At 47.4% G+C, this 24,356-nt stretch carries 17 protein-coding genes and 1 pseudogene; 12 read left to right on the top strand and 6 right to left on the bottom strand.

Annotated elements, in window-relative coordinates:
* Positions 1-22: 22 nt before the first annotated feature.
* Entirely contained in the window at positions 23-1,480 is a 1,458-nt protein-coding gene (locus tag ACLBVC_RS03595; protein ID WP_410148145.1) for a sugar porter family MFS transporter, read from the bottom strand.
* Between the two features lie 359 nt (positions 1,481-1,839).
* On the opposite strand from ACLBVC_RS03595, the gene fabV reads away from it, so the two are divergent.
* Positions 1,840-3,036, top strand: a complete 1,197-nt coding sequence (fabV, locus tag ACLBVC_RS03590; protein WP_410148144.1) for an enoyl-ACP reductase FabV — start codon at positions 1,840-1,842, stop codon at positions 3,034-3,036.
* Positions 3,037-3,564: 528 nt separating this feature from the next.
* On the opposite strand, the gene ACLBVC_RS03585 is transcribed toward fabV, so the two are convergent.
* Both ACLBVC_RS03585 and ACLBVC_RS03580 read right to left on the bottom strand, forming a co-directional pair.
* Positions 3,565-4,527: a fimbrial protein gene (locus ACLBVC_RS03585; RefSeq protein WP_410148143.1), complete on the bottom strand. Its 963-nt coding sequence runs from the start codon at positions 4,525-4,527 to the stop codon at positions 3,565-3,567.
* Between the two features lie 595 nt (positions 4,528-5,122).
* Complete coding sequence (locus ACLBVC_RS03580) at positions 5,123-5,779, bottom strand: winged helix-turn-helix transcriptional regulator (protein ID WP_410148141.1); 657 nt, start codon at positions 5,777-5,779, stop codon at positions 5,123-5,125.
* Positions 5,780-6,539: 760 nt separating this feature from the next.
* Here ACLBVC_RS03580 and ACLBVC_RS03575 point away from each other — a divergent pair.
* The 8 genes from ACLBVC_RS03575 to ACLBVC_RS03540 all read left to right on the top strand — a co-directional run bounded on the left by ACLBVC_RS03575 (position 6,540) and on the right by ACLBVC_RS03540 (position 17,013).
* Positions 6,540-7,070, top strand: a complete 531-nt coding sequence (locus ACLBVC_RS03575) for a fimbrial protein (RefSeq protein ID WP_410148139.1) — start codon at positions 6,540-6,542, stop codon at positions 7,068-7,070.
* Between the two features lie 71 nt (positions 7,071-7,141).
* Positions 7,142-7,819 carry a fimbrial biogenesis chaperone gene (locus tag ACLBVC_RS03570; RefSeq protein ID WP_410148138.1) on the top strand — a complete coding sequence of 226 codons (678 nt, stop codon included), beginning with the start codon at positions 7,142-7,144 and terminating at the stop codon, positions 7,817-7,819.
* A gap of 49 nt (positions 7,820-7,868) precedes the next feature.
* A complete protein-coding gene (locus ACLBVC_RS03565; protein ID WP_410148137.1) occupies positions 7,869-10,406 on the top strand; it encodes a fimbria/pilus outer membrane usher protein in 2,538 nt (845 codons plus the stop codon).
* A gap of 153 nt (positions 10,407-10,559) precedes the next feature.
* Positions 10,560-11,093: a fimbrial protein gene (locus tag ACLBVC_RS03560; RefSeq protein ID WP_410148136.1), complete on the top strand. Its 534-nt coding sequence runs from the start codon at positions 10,560-10,562 to the stop codon at positions 11,091-11,093.
* 11 nt (positions 11,094-11,104) lie between these two features.
* On the top strand, positions 11,105-11,638 hold the full coding sequence (locus ACLBVC_RS03555; protein ID WP_410148134.1) for a fimbrial protein: 534 nt from the start codon (positions 11,105-11,107) through the stop codon (positions 11,636-11,638).
* Between the two features lie 117 nt (positions 11,639-11,755).
* Positions 11,756-12,304, top strand: a complete 549-nt coding sequence (locus ACLBVC_RS03550; protein WP_410148132.1) for a hypothetical protein — start codon at positions 11,756-11,758, stop codon at positions 12,302-12,304.
* 197 nt (positions 12,305-12,501) lie between these two features.
* A complete protein-coding gene (locus ACLBVC_RS03545; protein ID WP_410148131.1) occupies positions 12,502-15,189 on the top strand; it encodes a two-partner secretion domain-containing protein in 2,688 nt (895 codons plus the stop codon).
* A 141-nt stretch (positions 15,190-15,330) separates the two neighbouring features.
* Complete coding sequence (locus ACLBVC_RS03540) at positions 15,331-17,013, top strand: ShlB/FhaC/HecB family hemolysin secretion/activation protein (RefSeq protein WP_410148130.1); 1,683 nt, start codon at positions 15,331-15,333, stop codon at positions 17,011-17,013.
* Positions 17,014-17,331: 318 nt separating this feature from the next.
* On the opposite strand, the gene ACLBVC_RS03535 is transcribed toward ACLBVC_RS03540, so the two are convergent.
* Entirely contained in the window at positions 17,332-17,592 is a 261-nt protein-coding gene (locus tag ACLBVC_RS03535) for a helix-turn-helix domain-containing protein (protein WP_410148129.1), read from the bottom strand.
* 742 nt (positions 17,593-18,334) lie between these two features.
* Here ACLBVC_RS03535 and ACLBVC_RS03530 point away from each other — a divergent pair.
* Both ACLBVC_RS03530 and ACLBVC_RS03525 read left to right on the top strand, forming a co-directional pair.
* Positions 18,335-18,832 (top strand): YciE/YciF ferroxidase family protein, encoded by a 498-nt coding sequence (locus ACLBVC_RS03530; RefSeq protein WP_410148127.1) that lies wholly within the window; start codon positions 18,335-18,337, stop codon positions 18,830-18,832.
* Positions 18,833-18,880: 48 nt separating this feature from the next.
* Positions 18,881-19,396: pseudogene (locus ACLBVC_RS03525) on the top strand (ferritin-like domain-containing protein).
* A gap of 196 nt (positions 19,397-19,592) precedes the next feature.
* Here the strand turns inward: ACLBVC_RS03525 and ACLBVC_RS03520 are convergent.
* Entirely contained in the window at positions 19,593-19,937 is a 345-nt protein-coding gene (locus ACLBVC_RS03520) for a nitrous oxide-stimulated promoter family protein (RefSeq protein ID WP_410148125.1), read from the bottom strand.
* Positions 19,938-20,087: 150 nt separating this feature from the next.
* Positions 20,088-22,289 carry a ferric-rhodotorulic acid/ferric-coprogen receptor FhuE gene (fhuE, locus tag ACLBVC_RS03515; RefSeq protein WP_410148124.1) on the bottom strand — a complete coding sequence of 734 codons (2,202 nt, stop codon included), beginning with the start codon at positions 22,287-22,289 and terminating at the stop codon, positions 20,088-20,090.
* A 411-nt stretch (positions 22,290-22,700) separates the two neighbouring features.
* Here fhuE and ACLBVC_RS03510 point away from each other — a divergent pair, with 411 nt between their 5' ends.
* Positions 22,701-24,344 carry a methyl-accepting chemotaxis protein gene (locus ACLBVC_RS03510; RefSeq protein WP_410148123.1) on the top strand — a complete coding sequence of 548 codons (1,644 nt, stop codon included), beginning with the start codon at positions 22,701-22,703 and terminating at the stop codon, positions 24,342-24,344.
* Positions 24,345-24,356: the final 12 nt, after the last annotated feature.

Here is a 24,356-nt window from a genome sequence, read left to right as displayed (position 1 = left end):
GTCCCTGCACCGGCAAAACGGCTTAAACGCCTGACTGCTCTGGCGCAGGGTCATCCTGTAAATGCTTTTTGAAGTGTTTCTCGATCTGTTCCAGCGTTTTGCCCTGCGTTTCCGGGGCGAAAATCACCGCGAATATCCCGCCCGCCACGCCGATGACGGCGAACGTGAAGAAGGACCAGGTCAGCCCGATGCTTTCCAGCATGATCGGGAACATAAATGCGATGGAGAAGTTTGTCATCTGCATGGCAAATACCGAGACGCCGTTCGCCATACCGCGGATGCGCATCGGGAACATTTCCGACAGCAACAACCAGGTGACCGGCGACAGCGCGCCCTGCTGGAAGCACAGGAAAATCAGCATCCCGCCGAGCACCAGATAACTGCGCACTGCATCAGGGTGGCCGTTGACCGTTTCCGGCATCAGCCAGGTCACCAGCCCGATGGCAAGCAGCGTACAGGTGCAACCAATTTGCCCGGTCAGTAATAGCGGACGCCGCCCGAAACGGCTCAGCAGCATGATCCCGACGAACGTCATGATCACCGAAATCACGCCGTTCGCGATGGTCGCCATCAGCGACGCATTGGTGCTCAGCCCGGTGGCCTGTAACATTGTCGGCGCGTAGAACATTATCGTGTTCACGCCCGACAGTTGCTGGAGCATCGCGACCCCGATCCCCAGCGCCACCAGCCGCTTCATCCATACTGAGATGGTCTTCTGGCGGCGTGAGTGTTTCTCGCTTTTAGAACTCATGGAGCTGCGGATTTCACTCAGTTCTTTCTCGACCTTGCCCGCTTTACGGGTGCGCTCCAGCACGTCGCGCGCCTCGCGGTAGCGGCCGTGCATGGCGTACCAGCGCGGTGTGTCAGGCAGGAATAACATGCCGACCCACAAAATTACAGCCGGAACACACGCCACGCCGAGCATCCAGCGCCACGTCGTTTCGCCGCCCCAGACTTCGTTAATCGCCGCATTACTGGTGTATGCAATCAGCTGGCCGGAAACAATCATCAGTTCCTGCAAGGTCACAAACTGCCAGCGACGGTTAGACGGCACAATTTCGGCGATGTAAATCGGCACAATCGCCGCTGCGCCGCCGACGGCCAGCCCGAGAATGAAGCGGAAGATAATCATCAGCACGACGTTTGGTGCCAGCGCACAACCCAGCGAACCGAGCATGAAAATCAGCGCCATTGCGAGGATGATTTTCTTGCGGCCAAACCGGTCAGCAACACGCCCGGCGCAGATGGCTCCAATGGCGGAACCCAGTATCAGAAAGCTGGTGACCATCCCGGTGGTCACCGAAGTCAGGTGAAGGTCGTGCTTCATAAACAGCAGCGCGCCGGCGATCACCCCGGTGTCGTAGCCAAAAAGCAAACCACCGAGGGTGGCGATGAACGCGATTACTTTTACCAGCGGTTCGGTCGGTTGTGGCGTTTTCTTCGCCTCGCCTTCCATTCCGTCTTTGAGTTTGTCAGTCACAAGTGCTCCCTGTATTTCATTATTGTCGTTATGGAGTGTGATGCAGATCACACAACTATTAAACGTAACGCATGTTGAGGATATTGGTAGGAAAAAGGGAAAATGAATGGTTTGCCGCGCACCAGATGTTGAAATTTCGGAAAATACTGACCCGCGTGCAGGAGCGCGGCGGGAACTGGATTACACTTGCTCACAGAGGATTTTCGGTTCGTTTTTTATCCATTCGGGTAAAATTGAACCTGTTTTTGCTTAAGAGAAGTCTGTTTACGATGGGAAAAAGCAGCAGGTTTTGCCTGAAACGGCGCAAACCTATATTCTATCGACCAATTTACTGAGACAGTTGCAACAATGAGGTCTATATGATTATCAAACCACGCATCCGTGGCTTTATCTGTGTCACTGCCCATCCGGAAGGTTGCAAGGCGAACGTTAAAGAACAAATCGATTACGTGACCGCACAGGGTAAAATCGACGGCGGCCCGAAAAAAGTCCTGGTGATCGGTGCTTCCACCGGTTACGGCCTCGCTGCCCGCATCTCTGCTGCTTTCGGTTCTGACGCTGCCACGCTGGGCATCTTCTTCGAACGTCCGGGCGATGAGTCAAAAACTGCCACTGCGGGCTGGTACAACTCTGCCGCATTCGAAGAATTCGCTGAAGCAAAAGGCCTGTATGCGAAAAGCATCAATGGCGACGCGTTTTCTGATGAAGTAAAACAGAAAACCATCGAACTGATTAAACAGGATCTGGGGCAGGTTGATCTGGTGGTTTACAGCCTGGCTGCGCCACGTCGTACCCATCCGAAAACCGGTGAAGTGTTCAACTCCACCCTGAAACCTATCGGTAAGCAAGTCACCATCCGTGGTATTAACACCGATAAAGAAACCATTAACGAAACCACGCTCGAACCTGCAACGCCGGAAGAAATCGCCGGGACAGTTGCGGTCATGGGTGGCGAAGACTGGCAGATGTGGATTGAAGACCTGAAAGCGGCCGGTGTGCTGGCTGATGGCGCGAAAACCACCGCGTTCACCTATTTGGGTGAAGAAGTGACGCAGGACATCTACTGGAACGGTTCTATCGGCGAAGCGAAAAAGGATCTGGACAAACGTGTTCTGGATATCCGCAGTTCACTGTCAGAACAGCATGGCGACGCACGCGTTTCCGTTCTGAAAGCCGTTGTGACTCAGGCGAGTTCAGCCATTCCTGTCATGCCGCTGTACCTTTCTCTGTTGTTCAAAGTGATGAAAGAGCAAGGCACCCACGAAGGTTGTATTGAGCAGGTTTACGGCTTGTACAAAGAGAGCCTGTACGGCGCTTCTCCGCATCTGGACAACGAAGGTCGTCTGCGTGCTGATCTGAAAGAAATCACGCCAGAAGTGCAGGGTGAAGTGGGTAAACTGTGGAACGAAGTCACCAACGATAACATCGCTGAACTGACGGATTTCGCAGGCTACAAAAGCGAATTCATGCGCCTGTTCGGCTTCGGCCTGAACGGCGTCGATTACGCCGCCGACACCAATCCGGACGTGAAAATCAAACATCTGATCCAGATGTAATCTGATTTAACGGGCAACGGTTGCTGAAAACCCTGTTCTGCCGGAAGGCGGAGCTGGGTTTTTTATATGTCGGATATCAGGATGTTGAAACAGTTTCAGTTTTTGGTGGCGTAAATAACAACGCGACAACGGCTATGAGCGTTAAAACATTAAATCCCAGGGAGATGAAGTAAACACCCGCCAAATAATTAATTCGTTTAGAAATAACAGAAACCACTGAAATGCCTGTCGGAATCAAAAAAGGCTTTTTACGGCTATATCATTAGCCGTTGGGAGGTGATGATAAAATAAGTAAAAGTTGCTGCTGCATATAACACAGTTAACGTCACGGCATATTCATAAATAGTTGCTGTGAAAAACCGAAACCCAGTTATTGCAGATAATATCGATTATACCGACAGTTATTTATAATCTGAAGCGTCGACATCACCGACTGGGAATGAAATGCCGAATGAATGTGAAAGCTGGCGACTACACTTTGCCTATGACCCGCACCCTAGGTGATCCTGCCATAATCAGAATAATTGGCTACTGATAAGTCAATGTTAAAGTTGAAGTTGAGTTAATTAAACCGGGTTTGACAAGGTTTTTCGTCTGATAGTAACGGGCTGTTATCGGGAAGCTTTCACTCTCACTATCCGATTTTTTTAATACGATGTTTTCATTTATCTTAAGAGGCTTATCATTATAAAGTAGTTGAACACCTATGCCATCTGCAGCACCCTCAGTATGAGAATCACCACTTTGACCATCGATCGCCAGTACACTCGTATCAGACGTATCTGGATTCTGTGTGCCATTTAAAACAACATTGATATTTGCCCCTAAATCACAAGTTAGCTTAAGATCCATTGTTTTTTTCTGTGCCGGTGAAAAACCGATGGTAGAGCTGAATTCGTTTGCACTGACATCTGGGATTTGAAATGTCAGACTTGGAGTATCAATAGAACATGCCAGAGCGGTAACTGTTGTATCCCCCAGTAAGCTGATAGTAAGAACCTCACCGATATTCTCTTCACCTTGATGGTCCATTGTTACTTTACCCGCGAGCCCGGCGCTAAGCGATCCTGAAGTTATCTTCCCTATTTTTATCAGACTGAAATAATTGTAATAGAGTCCATAAGCTCCACCACCTGGAAATCCTCCCATTGGGGTACCTGGATATGGCGTCATATCGCCACCTCCATTATTTGTCGCCATATATAACTCTATTCCGACGCCGTCGAGATTTGTTTTAAATACACCTTTTATATCGCTTTCGCTAGCACCTAAGTATAACATTATGCCATGTAAGTAACAGAGGTCGGTAGTGCTGTCGCCGCTTACATATCCCGGAAATGGAATGTCAGTTTGGGCTATTTTTGTTCCGACGGGAGCATCTCTTTGTACAATAACTTTACCAAAACTAAATGTATGATCACCACCTGGTGAGCTACATTTAGCGAAGCAATTAAAATTAAAAAACAATAAGAATAGCAAAAATAATTTCATTTAATAATTTCTCCTGATGAATTGAATTACAGACAGGTCATAAAACATACTCGTCTTGAGTAGTTGTTTATTTAGATTACACATAATAGTATTGGACAATGCAATGTTACTCTCTATTTTCAGCACCCTGTCAGTAATTTACATCGAAGAAATCAGGTTCATTATTACCCCTTTTTTTATCTTGCTCAATGATTTATGTTGTCTCATATGGGACAGTAAAAATAAAACATCTATCGCCATAATATGACACAATAAGACTTTTCATTTGCAGATGGTTGACTTTTTATATCGTATTGCAAGTTTAACTCCCAGTGCTTTAACGGACGTATATGCTTGAAAATGAATCACCACAGGTTTAACCGACACCTCAAAGTGATCTAAGATGACTCAAAATAGAAGTACTATGAGCGATAAACGTGACTTTTCAGAGTTCAAATTTGAGGCGGTCAGTCAGATTACAGGTCGCGACCAGTGCATATCGACTATTGCCAGTCGCCTTGATAGCACTACATACAGTCGCTATGCCGAGTCAAAAATGTGTAAAGCTGCTAAAGGAATGATAGCCATTCATACGGTTGCAAACGGGGAGGGGGGATTAATATCCCTTTGGAATATTGTTTATTGTTTTTAACACCCCGTTCTCAATAACAATATACCCTCCAGTTCTCAAATCAGAAAGGATGCGCATAACAGCGCTTCGCGAAACACAGGTCTTACTTCTGATATACTTTTCAGCTGAGATACTTTCACGGATATCTTCGTTTTTATCCATCAGTTCATACAACTGTGTACGAACCAGATCATAAACAGTAGGTAAGATCAGCTTAGAAAGCATATCAGCTCCCCGACTGGCCATCACTTGTAAATGTCGGGCAAAAGCTTCCCATAAATTCAGGTCAGTGAGTAGGGCGTAGAATCTGTCGAGCTTCAAAATAGCAATCTGAGCAGGTGCAATAACAGTGAGAGTATAACTGGATTGTGAAGAATGCAGTAAGGGAATAATACCCCTTAATGTCGGTGCCTCGACAAGCTCAATGAGTACATCATTAGGATTCCGGGTCAGGGATATTGCCCCTGTGAGTACTATGTAGCAATCATGACAATGCTGAGGTGTAAAGGAAAACTTTTTGCCCACGGGGAAATCTTCAAACGTCAACAAGGGTGAGAGACGTTCGATCAGTAAGAGCATATGAACGGCGTCGGCCTTGGTAAATTCGGGTGTAAGGTACTCTGTTGAGTTATAAAGAGACATGCGTCAAGGACCAGATGGGATGATGATATTAATTTTAGCATATGCCTGGCAAAAAGCTCTCACTACGCAGAGAAATGAGTGCCGCAGTGTCCGCATAATTCTCCAGGCTCTCATTTTCTTATTTATCGAAAAAATCAGGACTCAGATAGCATATATCTAACTGGTCTCCACTGACGAGAGGAATACATGGATAGAAGTCAGGACGCTCTTCAAACAACAACTCCTGAATATCTAATTCTGAAAAAATATTAAGGTCAGTTTTATAGAGTTCCAGATACCACGTCATAAATTCTCCGAAGGTATTCAATACTAGAAAAGCATATTGGCTCTCATGGGGTTTGAATTTGCACTTTATTACGTGTCTCATAGAGTATCTCGTTAAATGCTACAAAGTAAATGTGTGATCAAAGTAGTCATGGACTATATCTCAAAAAATACTATCTTTCATGTTTTAATGTTGTGTCATTTTGGACGATCTTCATTACGCCTTATTAAGGTCCAGACTGTGCACGAAACTAACGTTTTTTATAAGACCTCCCACTCTGAATCTGGTTGTTACTAATTGATTTTTAATTGTTTTTACCCTGTGTCATTTGACACACCTAAAAACATTGAGTAAAAAAATATAATCTGGATAATGCTGCCCATCGACAAGATGACATTATTTTGAGATGCCGAACGCTTAGGCATAGACACGTTTAAAATAATCACCTTCCTTGTTGTGAATTTTTAATAAATGAGACCTAGAGGGAGTATATAAATGAAGAAAGGATTAATGGCAGTCACTATAATGTCCGTATTAGCAGCCGCATCTGTTAATGCTACAGCTTCTGATGGAACCATCAGTTTTACAGGTTCCGTAACAGATACGGCATGTGCAATGGATATTGGCGCAACAAATGAACTGACTGTCGCAATGGGTTCCGTGGCAAAAACCGCTTTTACAGGTGTGGGCTCTACGGCCTCTGCAACGGAATTTGACATCAAAGTGAAAGATTGTCCTGCTACGGCAAAAACCGCAACCGTGAAATTCGATGGCACGACCTACAGTGGAGATAATGCTGTACTGGCTCTGGATACGCCGGAAACGGGCACTGCAGCGACAGGTGTGGGCATCCAGATCAAAGACAGTGCACAAAAAGTTGTTCCATTGTTTACAGCATCAAGCAGTTATACTTTGGCAGAAGGTGCCAATACTCTGCCTTTTGTTGCCAGTTATATTCAGAAAGAAGCAACCGTTGTTTCCGGTGTTGCTAACGCAACGGCGCAGTTTACTCTCAACTATAACTGATTCTGAATTAGTGTAATACAAAATGGTACGGATGATTACTTCACTCCGTATCATTAAATTTAAAGGTTAATATGAACATTTTCCCAAAAACTATTTTGGGAGGCATCCTCATTGCCTCCAGTATAACTTCTGTATATGCAGGCGTTGTGATCGGCGGCACTCGAGTTATATACGATGCATCCAAAAAGGAGTCTTCACTGAGCGTCAATAACCCGGATTCAGTGCCTTATCTTATTCAATCATGGATAGAGGGCGCGAACGGTGGTGCTGATAAAGCCCCTTTCATTATTACACCACCTCTTTACCGGTTAGATCAAGGGCAACAGAATGTAATGCGCATCGTACGCGCAGGTAATCTATCCGAAGATAAAGAATCAATGTATTGGCTTAATGTAAAATCAATCCCTTCTTCTGAAAAGAAAAACAACACATTGCAGATTGCAGTAAAAACCAGAATTAAATTGATTTATCGGCCGGTGAAATTGAAAGGCCATGCTCCCGAAGAGGTTGCGGATAAATTAATCTGGAAAGCAGCGGGTTCAAAATTACTGGTCACTAATCCTACTCCCTATTATATGAATTTTAATGAAATAAAAGTTGCTGGCAAGAACCTCACGGACGTGACCTATGTGGCACCCGGCCAGTCAGCCTCATTCACATTGCCGGCGGGCGTGAGCAGTGGGAAAGTCAGTTATATCATAATTAGCGATTTTGGCGGAACAGGAACACCCCATGCAGCGTCGATTTAATTTTTGATTTTTTTGTTATATTGCTTGTGCTTCCAGGAGTGTTAATTGAATGCAATTTACATTTAACCGTACCCATTTGGCTTGTTTTGTCGCCTTGGTTACATCAGGTTTTTTTACACAAGCAAGTTATTCTAATGAGTATTTCAACCCCGCTCTTTTAGAGGTTGATAATCCGTCAATGAAGGGCGCAGATTTATCTTCTTTTGAATCCGGTTCGCAAGCACCTGGAAAATATCGTGTTGACATTATTATAAATGATCAAATGGTGGATACACGTGAAGTAGAATTTAAAAACGTCAAACAGCCTGATGGTAAAGAAATACTAAAACCGTGCTTGAGTGCAGAATTACTGCAAACGTATGGCGTTAAAATACAGTTATTCCCGGAGATAGACAGTCAGGATGAGTGTATTCAGCTCGCATCGATTCCTGATGCAAGTTCGCAGTTCATATTTGGCTCACAGAAGCTGGTGTTAAGCATTCCGCAGGCAGCTATGTCACCTGAGGCGCGTGGTTATGTATCCCCTAAGTTATGGGATGAAGGCATTACAGCAGGGTTATTAAATTACAGCCTCTCTGGCGACAGCACCCGGGCGCGTAAGAAAAGTGGATCTAACAGCAACAGCCAATATGCGAATTTACGTCCAGGTCTGAATGTCGGACCCTGGCGCGTGCGAAATTACACGACCTGGAACCGCGATACAAACGGGCAAGATAAATGGGAAACGGTTTATACCTACGCTCAGCGCAATATTGTGACCCTGAAAAGCCAAATGACCTTGGGTGACAGTTCGTCGCCGTCAGATGTGTTTGACAGCATCCCTTTTCGCGGCGGTCAGATCGCGTCGGATGACGACATGTTGCCCGACAGCCTGAAAGGATACGCTCCTGTCGTTCGCGGTATCGCCCGGACCAATGCTCAGGTCGTGATCCGCCAGAATGGCTATGTTATTTACCAAAGCTATGTCGCGCCCGGCGCGTTTGAAATCACAGATATGTTTCCGACAGGGGGATCAGGCGACCTTAATGTCACCGTGAAAGAAGCCGATGGCAGTGAACAAAATTTTATCGTGCCCTTTGCTTCAGTGCCGGTTTTACAGCGTGAAGGTCACCTGAAATACAGCCTGACTGCGGGTCAATATCGCTCATATAACAGCAGCGTGGAAAAAACACCGCTGGTTCAAGGGACGGCGATTTATGGTTTAGCACACGGTTTTACCCTGTACGGCGGTGTGCAGCAATCCAGCAAATATCAGTCTCTGGCGATGGGGGTAGGTAAGAACTTGGGGGATATCGGCGCAATTTCGACGGATGTCATTCAGGCGGAATCCGCCCCAAAAGATGGTCAAAAGAGCAGTGGGCAGTCCTGGCGCATCCGTTACAGTAAAAACTTTGCCGATACGGGCACCAATTTTTCTATCGCAGGTTACCGTTACTCAACTGCCGGATATTACGGCATGCAGGAGATTCTGGATTCTTACGGAGATAGCAGCGCGTTAGATAACCGTCGTCGCAACCGTGCGGAGTTGACGATCAGCCAGAGCCTGGGTGGAAAGTTGGGAGCCATCACCGGGAGTGCCGTCAGGGAGGATTACTGGAATATCAATAAGAGCATGGAATCATTCAGTCTGGGTTACAACAACTCATGGAATGGGATCTCCTACGGTATCAATTATACCTACAGTAAAAACTCTGATGCTAACGGGACCAGTGGCGGCAAGATTTATGACAAAGATCAGATGATAGCGCTGAACATCAGTATTCCGTTGGATCGTTTCCTGAGCAATACCTGGGCGAACTACAGCCTTAATAATAGTAAACAGGGCAATACGACCCACACGATGGGGATCAGCGGTACTTCGCTGGAAGGAAACGCTCTGAGCTGGAACGTACAGCAGGGTTACGGAACGGATAATGCGGGTTACACCGGCAATGCCAACGCGGATTATCGGGGTACTTACGGCGAAGTCACCGGTGGATACAGTTACGACACCGATACACAGCGTACTAACTTCGGACTGAGCGGCGGCATTCTGGCCCATTCCGAAGGCATTACATTAAGTCAGCCGCTTGGCGAGACCATCGCGCTGGTGAATGCGCCGGGTGCCAATGGCGTCAGTGTTATGAATCAGACTGGCGTAAAGACGGATTTCCGAGGCTACACCGTTGTCAGCAATTTATCGGCCTATAGAAAGAATGATATTGCACTCGATACCGCCACGCTGCCGGATGATGTAGAACTTGAACTCACGGCTAAAACGGTCATGCCGACACGTGGAGCCGTTGTGCGGGCTGTCTATAAGGCAAATGTAGGTAGCCGTATTTTGATGACACTAACCCTTAATAACGGTCACCCGGTGCCTTTTGGTGCTATGGCTACAATTAGTGGTGCAGAAAATACGCAAGGGTTTATCGTCGGTGAAGCGGGTCAGGTCTATTTATCCGGTCTTAATGAGACAGGTATACTGAGTATTCAATGGGGTGAAAGTGCTGATGAAAAATGTCATGCCGATTTTAATGTGAATAAAAACGTCCGTCTGACAGATTCGCAAATTTATTTAATAAACAGTATCTGTAAACCAGTATAAATCAGAGCGAATTCACTCATCCAGATTTTCATGACGCTGCTTTTAAGACAGTAAATATATTTAACATTATTGAGTGTATGAACAGTTTTTATCATCGTTTTTAATAATATTTTTTACTCGTTACTGATCATTTAAAATATAGAGGATGTACCCATGAAATTAACCAGTATTTTTCGCCCTGCAGTTGTTACCATCGTACTGCCATTAATAGTATTCAACACCTTTGCAGCGGATAACGTGACGATCAATGTAACCGGCAAAGTTATCGCTTCCCCTTGCACCACCGTTAACGGAAGCTCCGCCACCCTTTCGGTTAACTTGGGTGATACCATTCAGGCTAATAGTCTGGCCGAGGCGGGTTCCGGGACCGAATTGAAAGCGTTTGATTTGCCCCTCACTGGCTGTCCGGCTAGCACCACAAATGTTAAGGCTACATTTACCGGTACGGCCGATACTGAGGCTTCATTGTGGAAAAATACGGCGGCCAGCCCAGCTGTTAATACCGCTGTAGAACTGACGGAACAGGATGCGCCAACCGTGCCCCTGGGAAATAACGCAACCCTGACAGAACCCGTTACCGCTGGAAATGTCACGTTTAAACTTGCTGCACGTGCATTATCAAAACTGGGGTCAGTAACCCCTGGCGATATTGCGTCAACGATTGTGGTCTCTTTCGAATATCAGTAAAGAACCACGAGTTGCTGTCGTTAATTAATATGGAGAAAGCTGAAATGGAACGGTACAAGACAGTGGTGTTTGCAATATTATTTATCACTACAACTGCCTCAGCGGCTGACACAGCAATTAATATCCAGGGGAAGGTGATTGCCTCCCCCTGTGTCGTTAACAGTGACACAATCAATAAACTCGTTGAATTACCGAAAGTGGAAGCCCGAAGTTTTTCTGCGGGGAGTGGTGGGGATTGGGTCGATTTCGATCTCGATTTGGAGAATTGCCCCGTATACCTGAAGTCTGCTGTTGCTAGATTCTCTGGTGTGCCCGATGAGAATGAAGCCACTATGTACAAAAACGATGGCTCTGCAAAAAATATTGCTCTTCAAATGTCGGCAAGAACGACAAATTATGGCAATGGAAGCATGATGAAAGTCGATGTTAAATCATCCACGCACTCTGCTACATTTCCGTTATCGGCGCGAATGTATTCTCCGAAAGGTGATGTGGGGAAAGGAACATTTAGCTCAACGGTTGGAGTGGATTTTACTTACCAGTGAATGCCAGTCATCATGGAAACAATAACATACAATCCCAGATAACACTTATATGTCATTCACGTTCACAATGATGCATCAAAAAACATCTCATATACACTTATTAAATTAGTGGGGTAAATGGAAGGGACAACTGTATACAGTGATAACAGTTATGCCGGAGTCGCGGTGAATGAAATCATAGCTTCGATGAATATTAATTTATACAGGGAGACAACTTATAAAATATTTTTTTTCGAAAAAAAATGGATAAGCAAGGTTGATTTTGAAATTATAGTGTCATCTAACGCTGACATGATCATAATATTTTGTCATGATTCACTCATCAGGTTTTTATCAGGTGTTATTTCTCGACAGGTTTGTTTTGCTTTATATAATTCAAGCATTCATGAAATCAATGTATCTCTGACCCGTTTCTTTCTTAATCAACCTTCGTCTTATCGAAAAGCAGAAGGGGTGACATTAAGGCGAAATATTCTCAAACCAAATGAACACCATTTTATTTCTCTTTATATGGAAAATCAGTCGATTTCATTTGTCAGCAAGTTTTTAAATATACAAAATAAATCCGCCTATGCTATTAAGCAGAAGATACTCAATAAATTGGGGGCTGTCTCAGAGATGGGGTTAATTAATTGTTGGGAAATCATTGCTGATAGTAATTATTGACTGAGTTTATATTTTTTGTGGTTATCAATAAAACCGAAGGGTTATTCCTAATAGTTGGCATCTGATATGGTTTAATTGAATTATTTAAAATAGAATCTCGTTGCTGTCGAAATGGCTTGATTAACTCTGCGTCATTACGTGGCTAGCAATGTTTTTTGTTTTTTTGAAGTTATTTTTAGCAATTACAAGGAAAAGTTATGAATACGAAAAAAATGCGTCAAACTAAAAGTAAAAATAAAGTTTTGCACGCTAAACTCGCACCAGCATGCTTTGCTACAATGATGGCATTAGGAATGGTTATGCCGGTTCAGGCCGCCATTACTCCTGATAATTCATCAGCAAATCAACCGTCGGTTCACGTCGATACTAATGGCGCTACAATAGTTGACATTAACAAAGCCAGTGCAGATGGCGTATCTCACAATATCTACACTGAATTTAACGTAGATGCTAACGGCGTAATTCTCAATAACAGCGGTACCGCAATCAATACCCAACTGGCTGGCCAGATTGATGGTAATGCTAATATGGCCGGCGGCAGTGCTACCGTTATTTTGAACGAAGTCCGCTCTTCAGATCCAAGCCAGTTAAATGGCATGGTGGAAGTTGCCGGTAAGTCTGCGCAAGTTATTATTGCTAACCCATCCGGGATTACTTGCGACGGTTGCGGCTTTATTAACACTAACCACGCCACCCTGACTACCGGTGTTGCAACCGTTGATGCTCAGGGAAAAACAACCGGGCTGGATGTTAAAAAAGGACAAATCGTGATTACCGGTAAAGGGATGGACACCTCTTCTTCTCAATATACCGACATCATTGCCCGTTCTGTTAAAGTGAATGCGCAACTCAAAGCCAACGAACTGACAATCACCACCGGCAGCAACCATGTTGACAAGAATGGTCGTGTAAACACCATTGCAGGCACAGGCAGCGCGCCAGAAATGGCGTTGGATGTGTCTTCTCTTGGCTCAATGTATGCAAACAAGATTTACATGAAGGGAACCGAGTCCGGTGTTGGCGTGCGTATTGATCATGCTGATCTGACCGCGTCCGATTCTCTGATGATTGATTCCCAGGGCTTAATCATTAATAACGGCGGCAATATTCAGGCTCAAAATAGCGTGTCGTTGCAAACCACAAAAGACGTGATTAACCATGGCGGTAAGATTAGCTCTGCGGGTATGGTTTCAGTCTCTGCCCAGAATGCTGTTGATAACAGCAACGGTAAAATTGATGGCGGTGATGTCAGCGTTTATGGTCGTAGTTCAGTAAATAATAGCCAGGGTACTATCAATGGTGTGCGCAGTGCTTCGGTGATGACTGACCTGCTGGACAACACCAGCGGTAATCTGACCAGCGGCGGTTCTGTTTATATTAACCGTGGTACGAATGGCAATAATAATCATCCGTATGGCTCTGACGGTATTATTAATAAAGAAGGTCATATCACCGCTAAAGGCGATATCTCGATTGATTCCGCCAGCCTGAACAATGACTTTGGTTCCATCACAACTGACGGTTCATTAAATATCAACACGACTATCTTAACCAATAGCCATGGTGACATCACTGCCGGAAGTAACAATGCTTATACCTCAAGCATGATTAGCGCTAATGACCTGAAAAATGATAACGGTCGCATTACTGTAAAAGGTCAAAACAGCGACCTGATGCTGATGGGCAATAACACGCTGACTAACCGTGACGGCAGCATTACCGGCGAAGGCAATATGTCCTTCAACGGTAATCTGGATAACTCAGCCGGCGTTATTAACGCAGGTAATGACATTTTCATGTATGACCAAAATTATATTTCCGATGCGGACAGTTCGCTGATCGCCGGGCGTAACATGGATATGACAGTAACTGACACCTTCAAGAATGGTGGCGTTATGAAAGCCGGTCATGATATATCTCTGCAAATAAGCAAGGGCTCCCGTACACAACCCGCGACGAATAGCGGTTCTATTGAAGCGGGTAACCATCTAAATCTGCAGAAAAATGGCAGCAACTTTACCAACTCAGGCAAGATCACTGCTGCGCAAATGGATTTGTCCGTTAGCGATTTGACTAATAGTGGTTCAATCACCAGCCTGGGTGATATCAACATCAACGGTACTAATTTAAATAATACCGGGCAGGGTAGTATTACTGCAGGTAATGATATTACTGCATGGATTTCCTATTTAAATACTGATGCGGGTTCAAAGATTAATGCGGGTCATGATGCCAGCATTAATTTGATGAGTGGTATGCACAATGCCGGTGATATCACTGCTGCACACGATGTCAACCTGCTGGCCATGAATAATAATCGCACTACTTCTGACAACTATGGCGTAATTTCTGCTGGAAACATTGCTAATGTTGATATGGGTCAGGCAACCTTTATGAACCTCGGTACTATCAAAGGTGAAAAAGCCGTTAACCTCAGCAGCAGTGCGGTGTCTAACTCTGGTGAAATCAGCAGTGAAGGCGATGTTTATATTCAGGGTTATAACGGTATTACCAATGATACGACCGGTAAGATCGTTAGTGCTAAAGTCACTACAGAAGGTCGCTTAAACAACTTTGGGGTTATTACCGAAACGTCTGCAAGCAACTCCGATTCTGGTGATAACACAAAACCCGATGATATTGTTCCTGATACTGCCGATATAACACCCGACAATGGTAGCGTGACGCCGGACGAAGGCGATTCCACTGCTGATACAACTGTTCATCCAAATGGTCCGGATGATCAAGGTGGTGTGTGGGTCGACGGTGTTGATTACTACACCGGTGCAGTTGTAAATGGTAAAACTATTAAAGCCGTCGTCGTAAACTCAGATGGAAGTTATATGATTAAGTCCGGCGGAATGATGACTTACGGACAATTATGATTGCCGTTGATTTATTCGATCTAACGTACATGATGTAATGCAAAAAAGGACGCTCCGATATCGGAGCGTTCCTTTATTTTTTATTAACGTCAGTTTTTAATATGCAATATATTATAAAAATCAGAGTGACAAAAATTCAAAATGATTATTCGTAAATCAGGGGTTTGCGTAGCGATAGTTTATTCGTTATGGATTATTTCTTCGCCGGCTTATGCTGAGGTTGCGGCCAATCAGCAGGCTTTGAGCCAGCAACAACAAGATGAAGCCAGGCGCAATCAACTTACCTCCGAAGCTAAGTCGCTATTATCATCGGATTCTCCTGTTATTACAGATAAGTTGGTAATCCCCCAGGAAAAACCCTGCTATAGCATTCGCGAAGTTATATTAGAAAAAAGGGATACACTGCCGCATTGGATGGTCTTTAGTGATTTAACGCGCCAGGCTGAAGGGCGTTGCATTGGCATCAAGGGTATTAAATTGATCCATAAGGCTGTACAAAACCGCCTGATTAAACATGGCTTTATTACAACGCGTGTTTTGGTTCTCCCCCAGGATCTGAGTAAAGGCACTCTGGTTCTCGATATTCTCCCAGGTAATATTACTGACATTGTTTTTAAAGATAATGCCGGACACTACATACACACATTCAATAATTTCCCGCAGGGCAAAGGCGATCTTCTCGATCTTCGGGGCCTCGAACAAGGGTTGGAAAACCTACAGCGTATCCCGGGATCCGCCGCAGAAATTAACCTGGTGCCTGGTGCTAAACCGGGAGAAACGCAAGTGGAAGTCACACGTACGCAGCCCAAATCCTGGCGTCTGGGGGCCTGGGCCGACGATTCTGGCAGTAAATATACCGGACGATACCAGAGTGGCATGGCTTTTTATTTGGATAACCCGACCTCGCTCAATGATATGTTCTATGTTTCCTACGGCGGTGGGTTGAAGAATGAGGATGGGCGGCGCACCGATAACGTTTCGAGCTTTTATTCCATCCCCTGGGGATACTGGCTGCTGGACTTCTACGGCACTAAATATCGTTATACTCAGACAATCCACAGCGGCGATTACCGTTATTTATACAGCGGTAATGAAAAGCTACTAACCGCAGAATTGAGCCGCGTGCTGTTCAGGAATGCCAGCCAGAAGACCACGCTTAGCCTGAAAGCGATAAAGCGTGACTCGGCTTATTCGCTTAACGACGTCGAAATAGAAGTACAACACCGTAACACCAGCAGCTGGAAATTAAACCTTGAACACCTGTCATATTTTTCCTTCGGCCAGTTAAAAACGAACCTGGGATATCAGCGGGCAGCCCACTGGTTTGGAGAACAGCCGGATGCGGAAGAACTGTTTGGCAGCGCCGATTCGCAAGCCAGGATTATTACACTGGGTATTGACGGGACGTTGCCCTTCAGGATTGCGGGGCAGTCTATGAGCTATGAGCCACATTTTATGAAACAAACGTCCCCTGACCGGCTGACTCAACCGGACAAATTTACTATCGGTAACCGCTGGACGGTACGGGGATTTGACGGTGAAACGACCTTGTATGCAGATAAGGGCTGGTATCAGCGCAATGATATCAATCTTAACTTGCCGAAATGGGGAATGCAGCCGTATGTCGGCGTTGACTATGGAGAAGTCAGCGGTTCAAAAGATGATTACTGGAGTGGCAAACATATTGCCGGTGCCGCAATAGGGGTTCGTGGTATCAATGGGAAAGTGGGTTACGACCTCTTCGCAGGTGTCCCGATTTTAAAACCCGATGACATGCATGCCAGCCCGTTTACTGTCGGATTTGCTGTGCAGTGGCAATATTGATTTTAAACCGGGCACACTGATTGAGTGTAGTGACCACTGTTTGCAGATCGTCAAGTGGGCTGGTTACTTCATATAAACATTTGAAATGTGAAGTTTAACAATGCGTCTTATCGCCGGAAAATTGAGGGAGATTCGCCGGTGTGTGATAGCAACCGACTAAGGGGATCCCTGCGCAGATTAATGAACCCTATATCGGCAATCCACCGTCATGGCATGGCCGATAAGTTTTTTTAGCTGAAGTCTGTACAGGTTCAGTATTTTGACATGAGTAAATAAAAGGGCGCATTCACGCCCTTAATCTTATTCCCCTGCTGTCTCTTAAACCCGGTTCGCCGCGCGTGGTGGCCGCTGCATCAGTTCATGAGTGGCAGGATGGTAATAGCGACTCGGCCAGATGACGGAAGGAGGAATCCCCAGCGCCTGACCGATCAGGATTTCACCTTTGGGCCACGGTCTGGAAAGTGCATTCGAAAGGGTCGAAGAACTCAGACCGGCAGCGCGGGAAACGGCGGCAAGCGTTGTGCCTTTCTTGCGTAATGCGGCAATGATATCGGCCTGATGCCAGTCCTGATTATTCATAACGGTTTGCTCCTGTGTTGGCTTGTGCAGGAACCGCGGTGCAGAAGGGCAAAAAAGTGGGGCTATGCGATAGTTTCATTTACATCTCCTTGTAGTAAATACGACTACCACGAGAGCTGCGAAACTCTTTGGTGGTAGCTCAGACAAGGTTCGCAGTACCGGCCTACAAGGACACCGGCCAGCCCGAAGGCTGCCCTGTCTGAGCCACCATTGATGTTATCAGACAGCGTTAGCCGTACAAATAACAGATGAGCAAAGACATTGGCACTCAATGCATGGCATTAAGTACGTCCTTATAGAGTTAACCGAGCTGCGAAACCCGGCTGCGGATTTTGCCGCAGCGGGCGCACTATAGCGTAATACAAAGAAGTAAACCAACAGGCTTAATGTGAAATTGAGGTTTGCTTTCCAGAGAAATTTCAAGCGTTGCAGTGAGTTACATTCTGCACTTCCCATTGCAGAAAATGCGTTTGACGGTGAACAAACAAAACGAACGCACTTCCTAAATTTATGACGTCATGAATGGATGTTTGCTTTTTAATATAAAAGCAATATTATTTTTTCGTCTGTCGATAAATAATATTATCGTCATAGCAGGCAGGGGGTTAGCGTATTTATGGGTGAATAAAAAATGATTTTTATTTTATATTTCTGATGAGATAAGTCTTAAACGAAATTTATGACATTCAAAGCCACTATGCTTAATGAGTCAATAAATCCACCGTTGTAAAAAGGAAATATAATGTCTATTACAACCTTAAAAGAATTATTCATTCATGATTTATCTGATGTTTATAGTGCTGAACGTCAGATAACCAAGGCGCTGCCTAAAATGGCCCGTGCTGCCACTGACCCTAAACTGGTTGATGCTTTTAAAACACACCTCGAAGAAACGCAGGGGCAGATTGAAAGATTAGATCAAGTCGTTAAGTCTTCAGATGAAATTCGCCTTAAACGTATGAAATGTCATGCAATGGAAGGGCTGGTAGAAGAAGCGCAGGAGCTGATAGATTCTGTTGAAAAAGGTGAAGTGCTGGACGCCGGGCTTATCGGTGCCGCCCAAAAAGTTGAGCATTATGAAATTGCAACCTACGGCACCTTAGCCGCGCTAGCGAAAAAGCTGGGATATTCTCAGGCTGCTAAATTACTTGAAGAAACATTGCAAGAAGAAAAAGACACCGATAAAAAATTAACGGTTATTGCGGGATCACAACCCGTAACCAAAACTGCAAAAAGTTAATTGCGCACGAATTATTACGTAACGTCCCCGATAATAAAAGGAATAAAAATGAGCAAATCTAAAGCGCAGGAAAATTATATTGACTGGGTGCGTGACGCGCATGCAATGGAAAAACAAGCAGAAACCATGCTGACTAAAATGGCTGACCGGCTTGAACATTAGCCGCTTTTACAGCGCCGCATCCAAGAGCACATTGTGGATACGCAGGGCCAGCAGAAACTCGTTCAGGATGTGCTGGATCGCCTCGATACTTCCCATTCGGTGATCAAAGACGTTGCCGCGAAAGCCACGGCGATGGGACAGTCGCTGAGCGGAATGTTTGTCAGCGATGAAGTGGTGAAGGGCGGGATCAGCGGCTATGTGTTCGAGCATTTCGAAATTGCCTGTTACAGTGCCCTGATAGTTGCCGCAGAAGCTGTGGGTGACCTGCAAGGCGCACAGACGTTTAAGACGATCAAAATTCAGGAAGAGCAAATGGCGAAATGGCTTGAGGAGAATCTTCCTGCGGTAACGAAACGTTATCTCACCCTGCTTGAAAACCCGGACGTCGATGCAAGTCGCTAGTTCCTGGCCTAAACCACGCACCAAATTCCGTATAAAAAAAGGGCGCTTTCGCGCCCTGTAACTCATTTCTTAAACGCCTCAGAATCCGATATTCACCCTTACCATGATCATCTGAGAACAGCTGCGCGCATCAAAAAGGGGTGAATTGCGCGTTGGCGTTCGAAAAGGTGAAAGCAGTCTTAGTATTGAAATCTCATTATTTCTTTGGCCGGTATTTCTCCGGAAGCGCCGGCACGGGGCGGCGATCGTCGATCAGATGGCGGATTGTCAAAACCGGATGATGCCACAGCATTCGCGGGCCAGCCCAGCGCATGATTTGCTTCATCTCTTCTCGTTTTGCGGGCTGATAGCAGTGAACCGGGCACTGTTTACAGGCCGGTTTCTCCTCGCCAAATACACATTTATCCAGTCTTTTATCGGCATAGACATTCAGCGCCTGATAGTGCGCGGGATCTTCCTGCGCCTGCGGGCAGGCGCGCTGATAAAGTTGGATCATTTTGCGGATAGTGAGTTTTTCGCGGGCGATGCGTTTCCCGGACATAGACGTAACCTGAAAATTAAGGTGCATCTATAATACCTGTTCAAGATGTTCCCGCAGATGACCTGACTCAATAATTCATTTCATGAATGCTTTATGGAGAAAAGAAAGCCGCAGGCACGATACCTGCGGCAGAACGTTCATCGGGTCAAATCAGAACGCGTAAGAAAGGCTGACGGAATAACTGCGCGGCTGGCCGTAAACGGCGTAATCGCTCAGCCACGAGTAATAGCGGCGGTCAAAGAGGTTATCGATGTTCGCCTGCACCGCGAGCTGACGGGTGACCTGATAACGGGTGAACAAATTAACCAGCGGAACGCTGCCCTGATACACGCGCACTGTGTTGCCGTCTGGCCCGGTGGCATCCTGGAAGGTACGGTTTTGCCAGTTCACGCCACCGCCGACGGTGAGATCCGGCATCCACGGCAACTGATAGCGGCTGAACAGTTTAAGCTGCGTCTGCGGCATATTGCTATTGAGACGTCCACCGGTGTTATCCCGCGCAACATAGCGCGTGGCGCCGAAAGTCATTTGCAGGTTGTCGGTCACCGCGCCGTTAATCTCGAATTCGGCCCCTTTGCTGACCGTACCCTGCGCGGCGTAGTAGGCCTGTTCGCTGGTGTCATTGACGAAATTATCGCCGTCGGCTTCTGCGACATTATCCTGTTCGATGCGGAAAACGGCGAACGTGGCGGTCAGGCGGTCGTTCATCCAGCTGGATTTCAGGCCTGTTTCATAGTTTTTCCCGGTGGCCGGTGCCAGATAATGACCGTCGCGGGTGCGGTAGGTTTGCGGCTGGAAGATGGAGGTATAACTGGCATAAGCCGACCACGTATCGTCGATGTCGTAAACCAGGCCGCCGTAAGGCGTGAGGTTATTTTTACTCATGTTGCCGCTGCTGCCGACGGTGCTCCACTGCGTGTAACGTGCGCCGATAATCAGTGAGAACGGGTCGGCCAGCGAGAACCGGGTCGCCAGGTAGCCCGCTTTCTGGCGCACCACGTCGTCGGCGTTCAGATACCAGTCGTCCCACTCAGGTTCCGCGACGTCACCGTTCCAGTTGTTGAAACTGCCCATGGTGTCGCTGTAGATCGGGCCGTTGGCGCTGTACGTCGAGTTGTGCTGGCGGCTGTAACTGACGCCCGCGACCATTTCATGCTGGCGGCCAAAGAGCTGGAAAGGTCCGCTTGCGTAGGTATCCACCGAATCCAGTTTGCGCGTTCCGCGATCTTTACTGCCAAAACCGGAAATTCCTTCGCCCGTTGTCGCTTCCGGGAAACCTTCGATATACAGCAGCTTATCGTCGAATTTCTGCTCGCCGTGCGTGCCGTTAACGCGGAATGTCCAGCCGTTGTCGAAATCATGTTCCACGTTGGCGAAGACTTTGCGCGATTGTGTGTTGTAGTGCGTCCAGTCCGCGGAAGTATTGGTGCTGCGGTCGAAATGCGTGCGTGCGCCGTTGCTGTACCAGGTCGGCAGCCCGCCCCACGTCGGATTGCCGGTATTATTCTCCTGATAATCGTAGCCGAGCGACACCGTGGTGTTATCGGTCACGTCGGCATCAACCACGCCATAAATGAATTTCTTGGTTTTATGATAACGGTCGAGCCAGCTGTCCTGATCCTGATAACCGGCCACCACGCGGCCGCGCACTGAGCCTTCTTCGTTGAGCGGGCCGGAAACGTCGAGCACATAACGCTGTTTATTCCAGCTGCCGTAGCTGGCGCTGATATTGCCGGTGAATTCTTTGCTGTCCGCCTGTTTGCGCACCATGTTGACGGACGCAGCCGGATTACCGGCACCGGTCATCAACCCGGTTGCACCGCGGACGACTTCTATGCGGTCATAAATGGCGGTGTCTTCGGCGGCATCGCCAAAGTTCCAGGTATCGCTGACGGAAGAAGGAATGCCGTCGTAGGTGTAATTATTGATGTAGAAGCCGCGTGAGAAATAGGAAACGCGTTCGCTGTCGATGACTTCCGTCGAGATGCCGGTGGTGTTATCCATCACGTCGCCGACCGATTGCAGGTTCTGATCCTGCATGCGCTGTTTAGTGATCACGCTGACGGACTGCGGCACGTCCCGCGGCGTCAGCAACATTTTCGTGCCCGCGCGCGTGGTTTTGACGTTGTAATCCTGTGACTCATCGGCAGTTCCGCCCGTCGTTCCTTCCACAACCATATTCTCATCGGCGGCGGGCGCAGCGGTTGTCGCTGTGCTGGTGGCGGCTGCGGCGTGAGCAGCGGAAGAAGCCGCCATGACCAGGATCGCCAGTGCCGACAATGAGGTTGAAAGCTTACTTTTGTTCTCCGGCGCAGACGTTTCCACACCGTAATCCCTGCCACTGAAAGACATAATGTATCCCGTAAAAACCACGTTAAGAAAAAGCGATACCGCTTCTTTTCATTGTCTTTAAACAGGATCATCTGACCGCAGCCATCAGCCTGAATCGCAAATTTTGAGAAGAGCACGCAATGAGAATGTGAATAGTAATCATTTGTGTTTTATCCGTCTCAAAATCTTTTGACGTCGTAAAGTAACAAAATATGTTTGCGTCTTTCTGACAGCATAAATCCCTGATTAAACATAAACCGTTGCCATCTAAAATCGCCATAGTCGTCATTGCGGCGTGGGCACAGGCGACGGAAATAACTGACTAAACATTCTGCAAAGCCTGCCGATAAACCGTGCAAAGGGCGATCACCCATCTGCCATTCAAAGCTGACGCCTTCCTGTTGGATTACCGCTGTTATCAGAGGAATTGATATGGGATTTACCATCAAGAGCCGGTTGATTGGCATCGTGGGATTATTGTGCGTTCTGCTGACTGTCGCCGCCGTCTGGGCCATTTTAGGGTTGCGCGCCGCCGATCAGCGGGCGATTTCGACCTACCGCACCGAATTATTACCCTTACAACATTCAGCGAAATTATACCGTCTGGCACAAATGCAATCGGCGACGCTGTTTGAATCGCTGCGCTACTGGACTGATCCGGCAGAAGTCGATCAGCGTGTCGCCCAGATTGATGCTTACGGCAGGCAAATTGCCACCGAGCGCAAGGCGTATGAATCCACGTTTGCCGTGCCCGGCAGCGAAAAACTCCGCACCACTTTTCTCGATGACCTGAACGGTTATCAGGCCGCCATCAGCAATGCTGCAAAACTGGTCGCCGGAGGCAATCCGTCCGGCGCGCTGGTCGTTATTGAAACGCGTCTGAAAAATGGCAGTCAGGCATTGCAGCAGGATATCGACGGGCTGGATAATCTGATGCGAAGCCACGCCGAAAACAATTACGCCACCAGTTCAGCGGCTTACGCCACGATGCGCAACAGCATGGCGGCGATTCTGGCTGTCGGTTTACTGGTCGCCGGGATTGCGGGCTTGATGCTGGTGCGTTCGATTACCGGCGCAGTGCGCCGCGCACGTCGTCTGGCTGAATCCATTTCCGAAGGCGGCCTTAATCACCTTCTGGGCGCAATCCCGAAAGATGAAATGGGCGAACTGATGCAGGCGCTGGCGAAAATGGACGCCCGTCTCAGCGGCATTGTGCGCGAAGTCGGGGAAAGCGCACTGGCGCTGAGCAGCGCAGCCGGGCAAATGGCCGACGGCAACAATGATCTGTCCTCGCGAACGCACGCGCAGGCCAGCTCGCTTGAACAAACGGCGGCGAGCATGGAACAGATGACCGCCACGGTGAAATTCAACGCCGACAATGCCGCGCAGGCCAGTGAACTGGCGCAGACCGTCCGCAAGCAGGCGCAGCAGAGCAGCAGCATTCTGGACAATGCGGTGATCGCAATGCGCGACATCGAAGAATCCAGTAATAAAATTGCCGATATCAACCGTGTTATCGACGAAATTGCTTTCCAGACCAACCTGCTGGCGCTGAATGCGGCGGTAGAAGCCGCGCGCGCTGGCGAACAGGGGCGCGGTTTTGCGGTGGTCGCCTCAGAAGTGCGTCAGCTGGCACAACGTTCTGCCTCGGCGGCGCAGGAAATCAAAACCCTGATCCAGACCAGCGTCAGCAAAGTCAATGCGGGCAGCAAACTGGTGCTACGTTCCGGCGAAACGCTTCAGGAAATCAACGGCGGCATGGCGAAAATGGTGGAATACGTGGCTGACATCGCCGTCGCCAGCCGTCAGCAGTCCGGCGGTATCGATCAGGTCAACGTCGCCATCGTGCAGATGGACAGTGCGACCCAGCAAAATGCGGCGCTGGTGGAAGAAGCCAGCGCGGCCAGCCATACGGTGAACGAACATGCGGCGCGGCTGGTTGAGAAAATGTCGTTCTTCCATCTTCGTCCGTCAGCACAGCTTGCGTCGGGTGCCGTGGAAGGCGTGCTGGAACCGCTGCCTGCGTTGAATTCGCCGGAAACAGCGCCCCGTCAACCGCGTCTGGCCAATGCCTGAGCAGAAAAGGAG

The sequence above is a fragment of the Rahnella selenatireducens genome (genome assembly GCF_046449555.1).
Classification (GTDB): Bacteria; Pseudomonadota; Gammaproteobacteria; order Enterobacterales; family Enterobacteriaceae; genus Rahnella; species Rahnella selenatireducens.
This window is presented reverse-complemented; position numbering and strand designations above follow the sequence as displayed.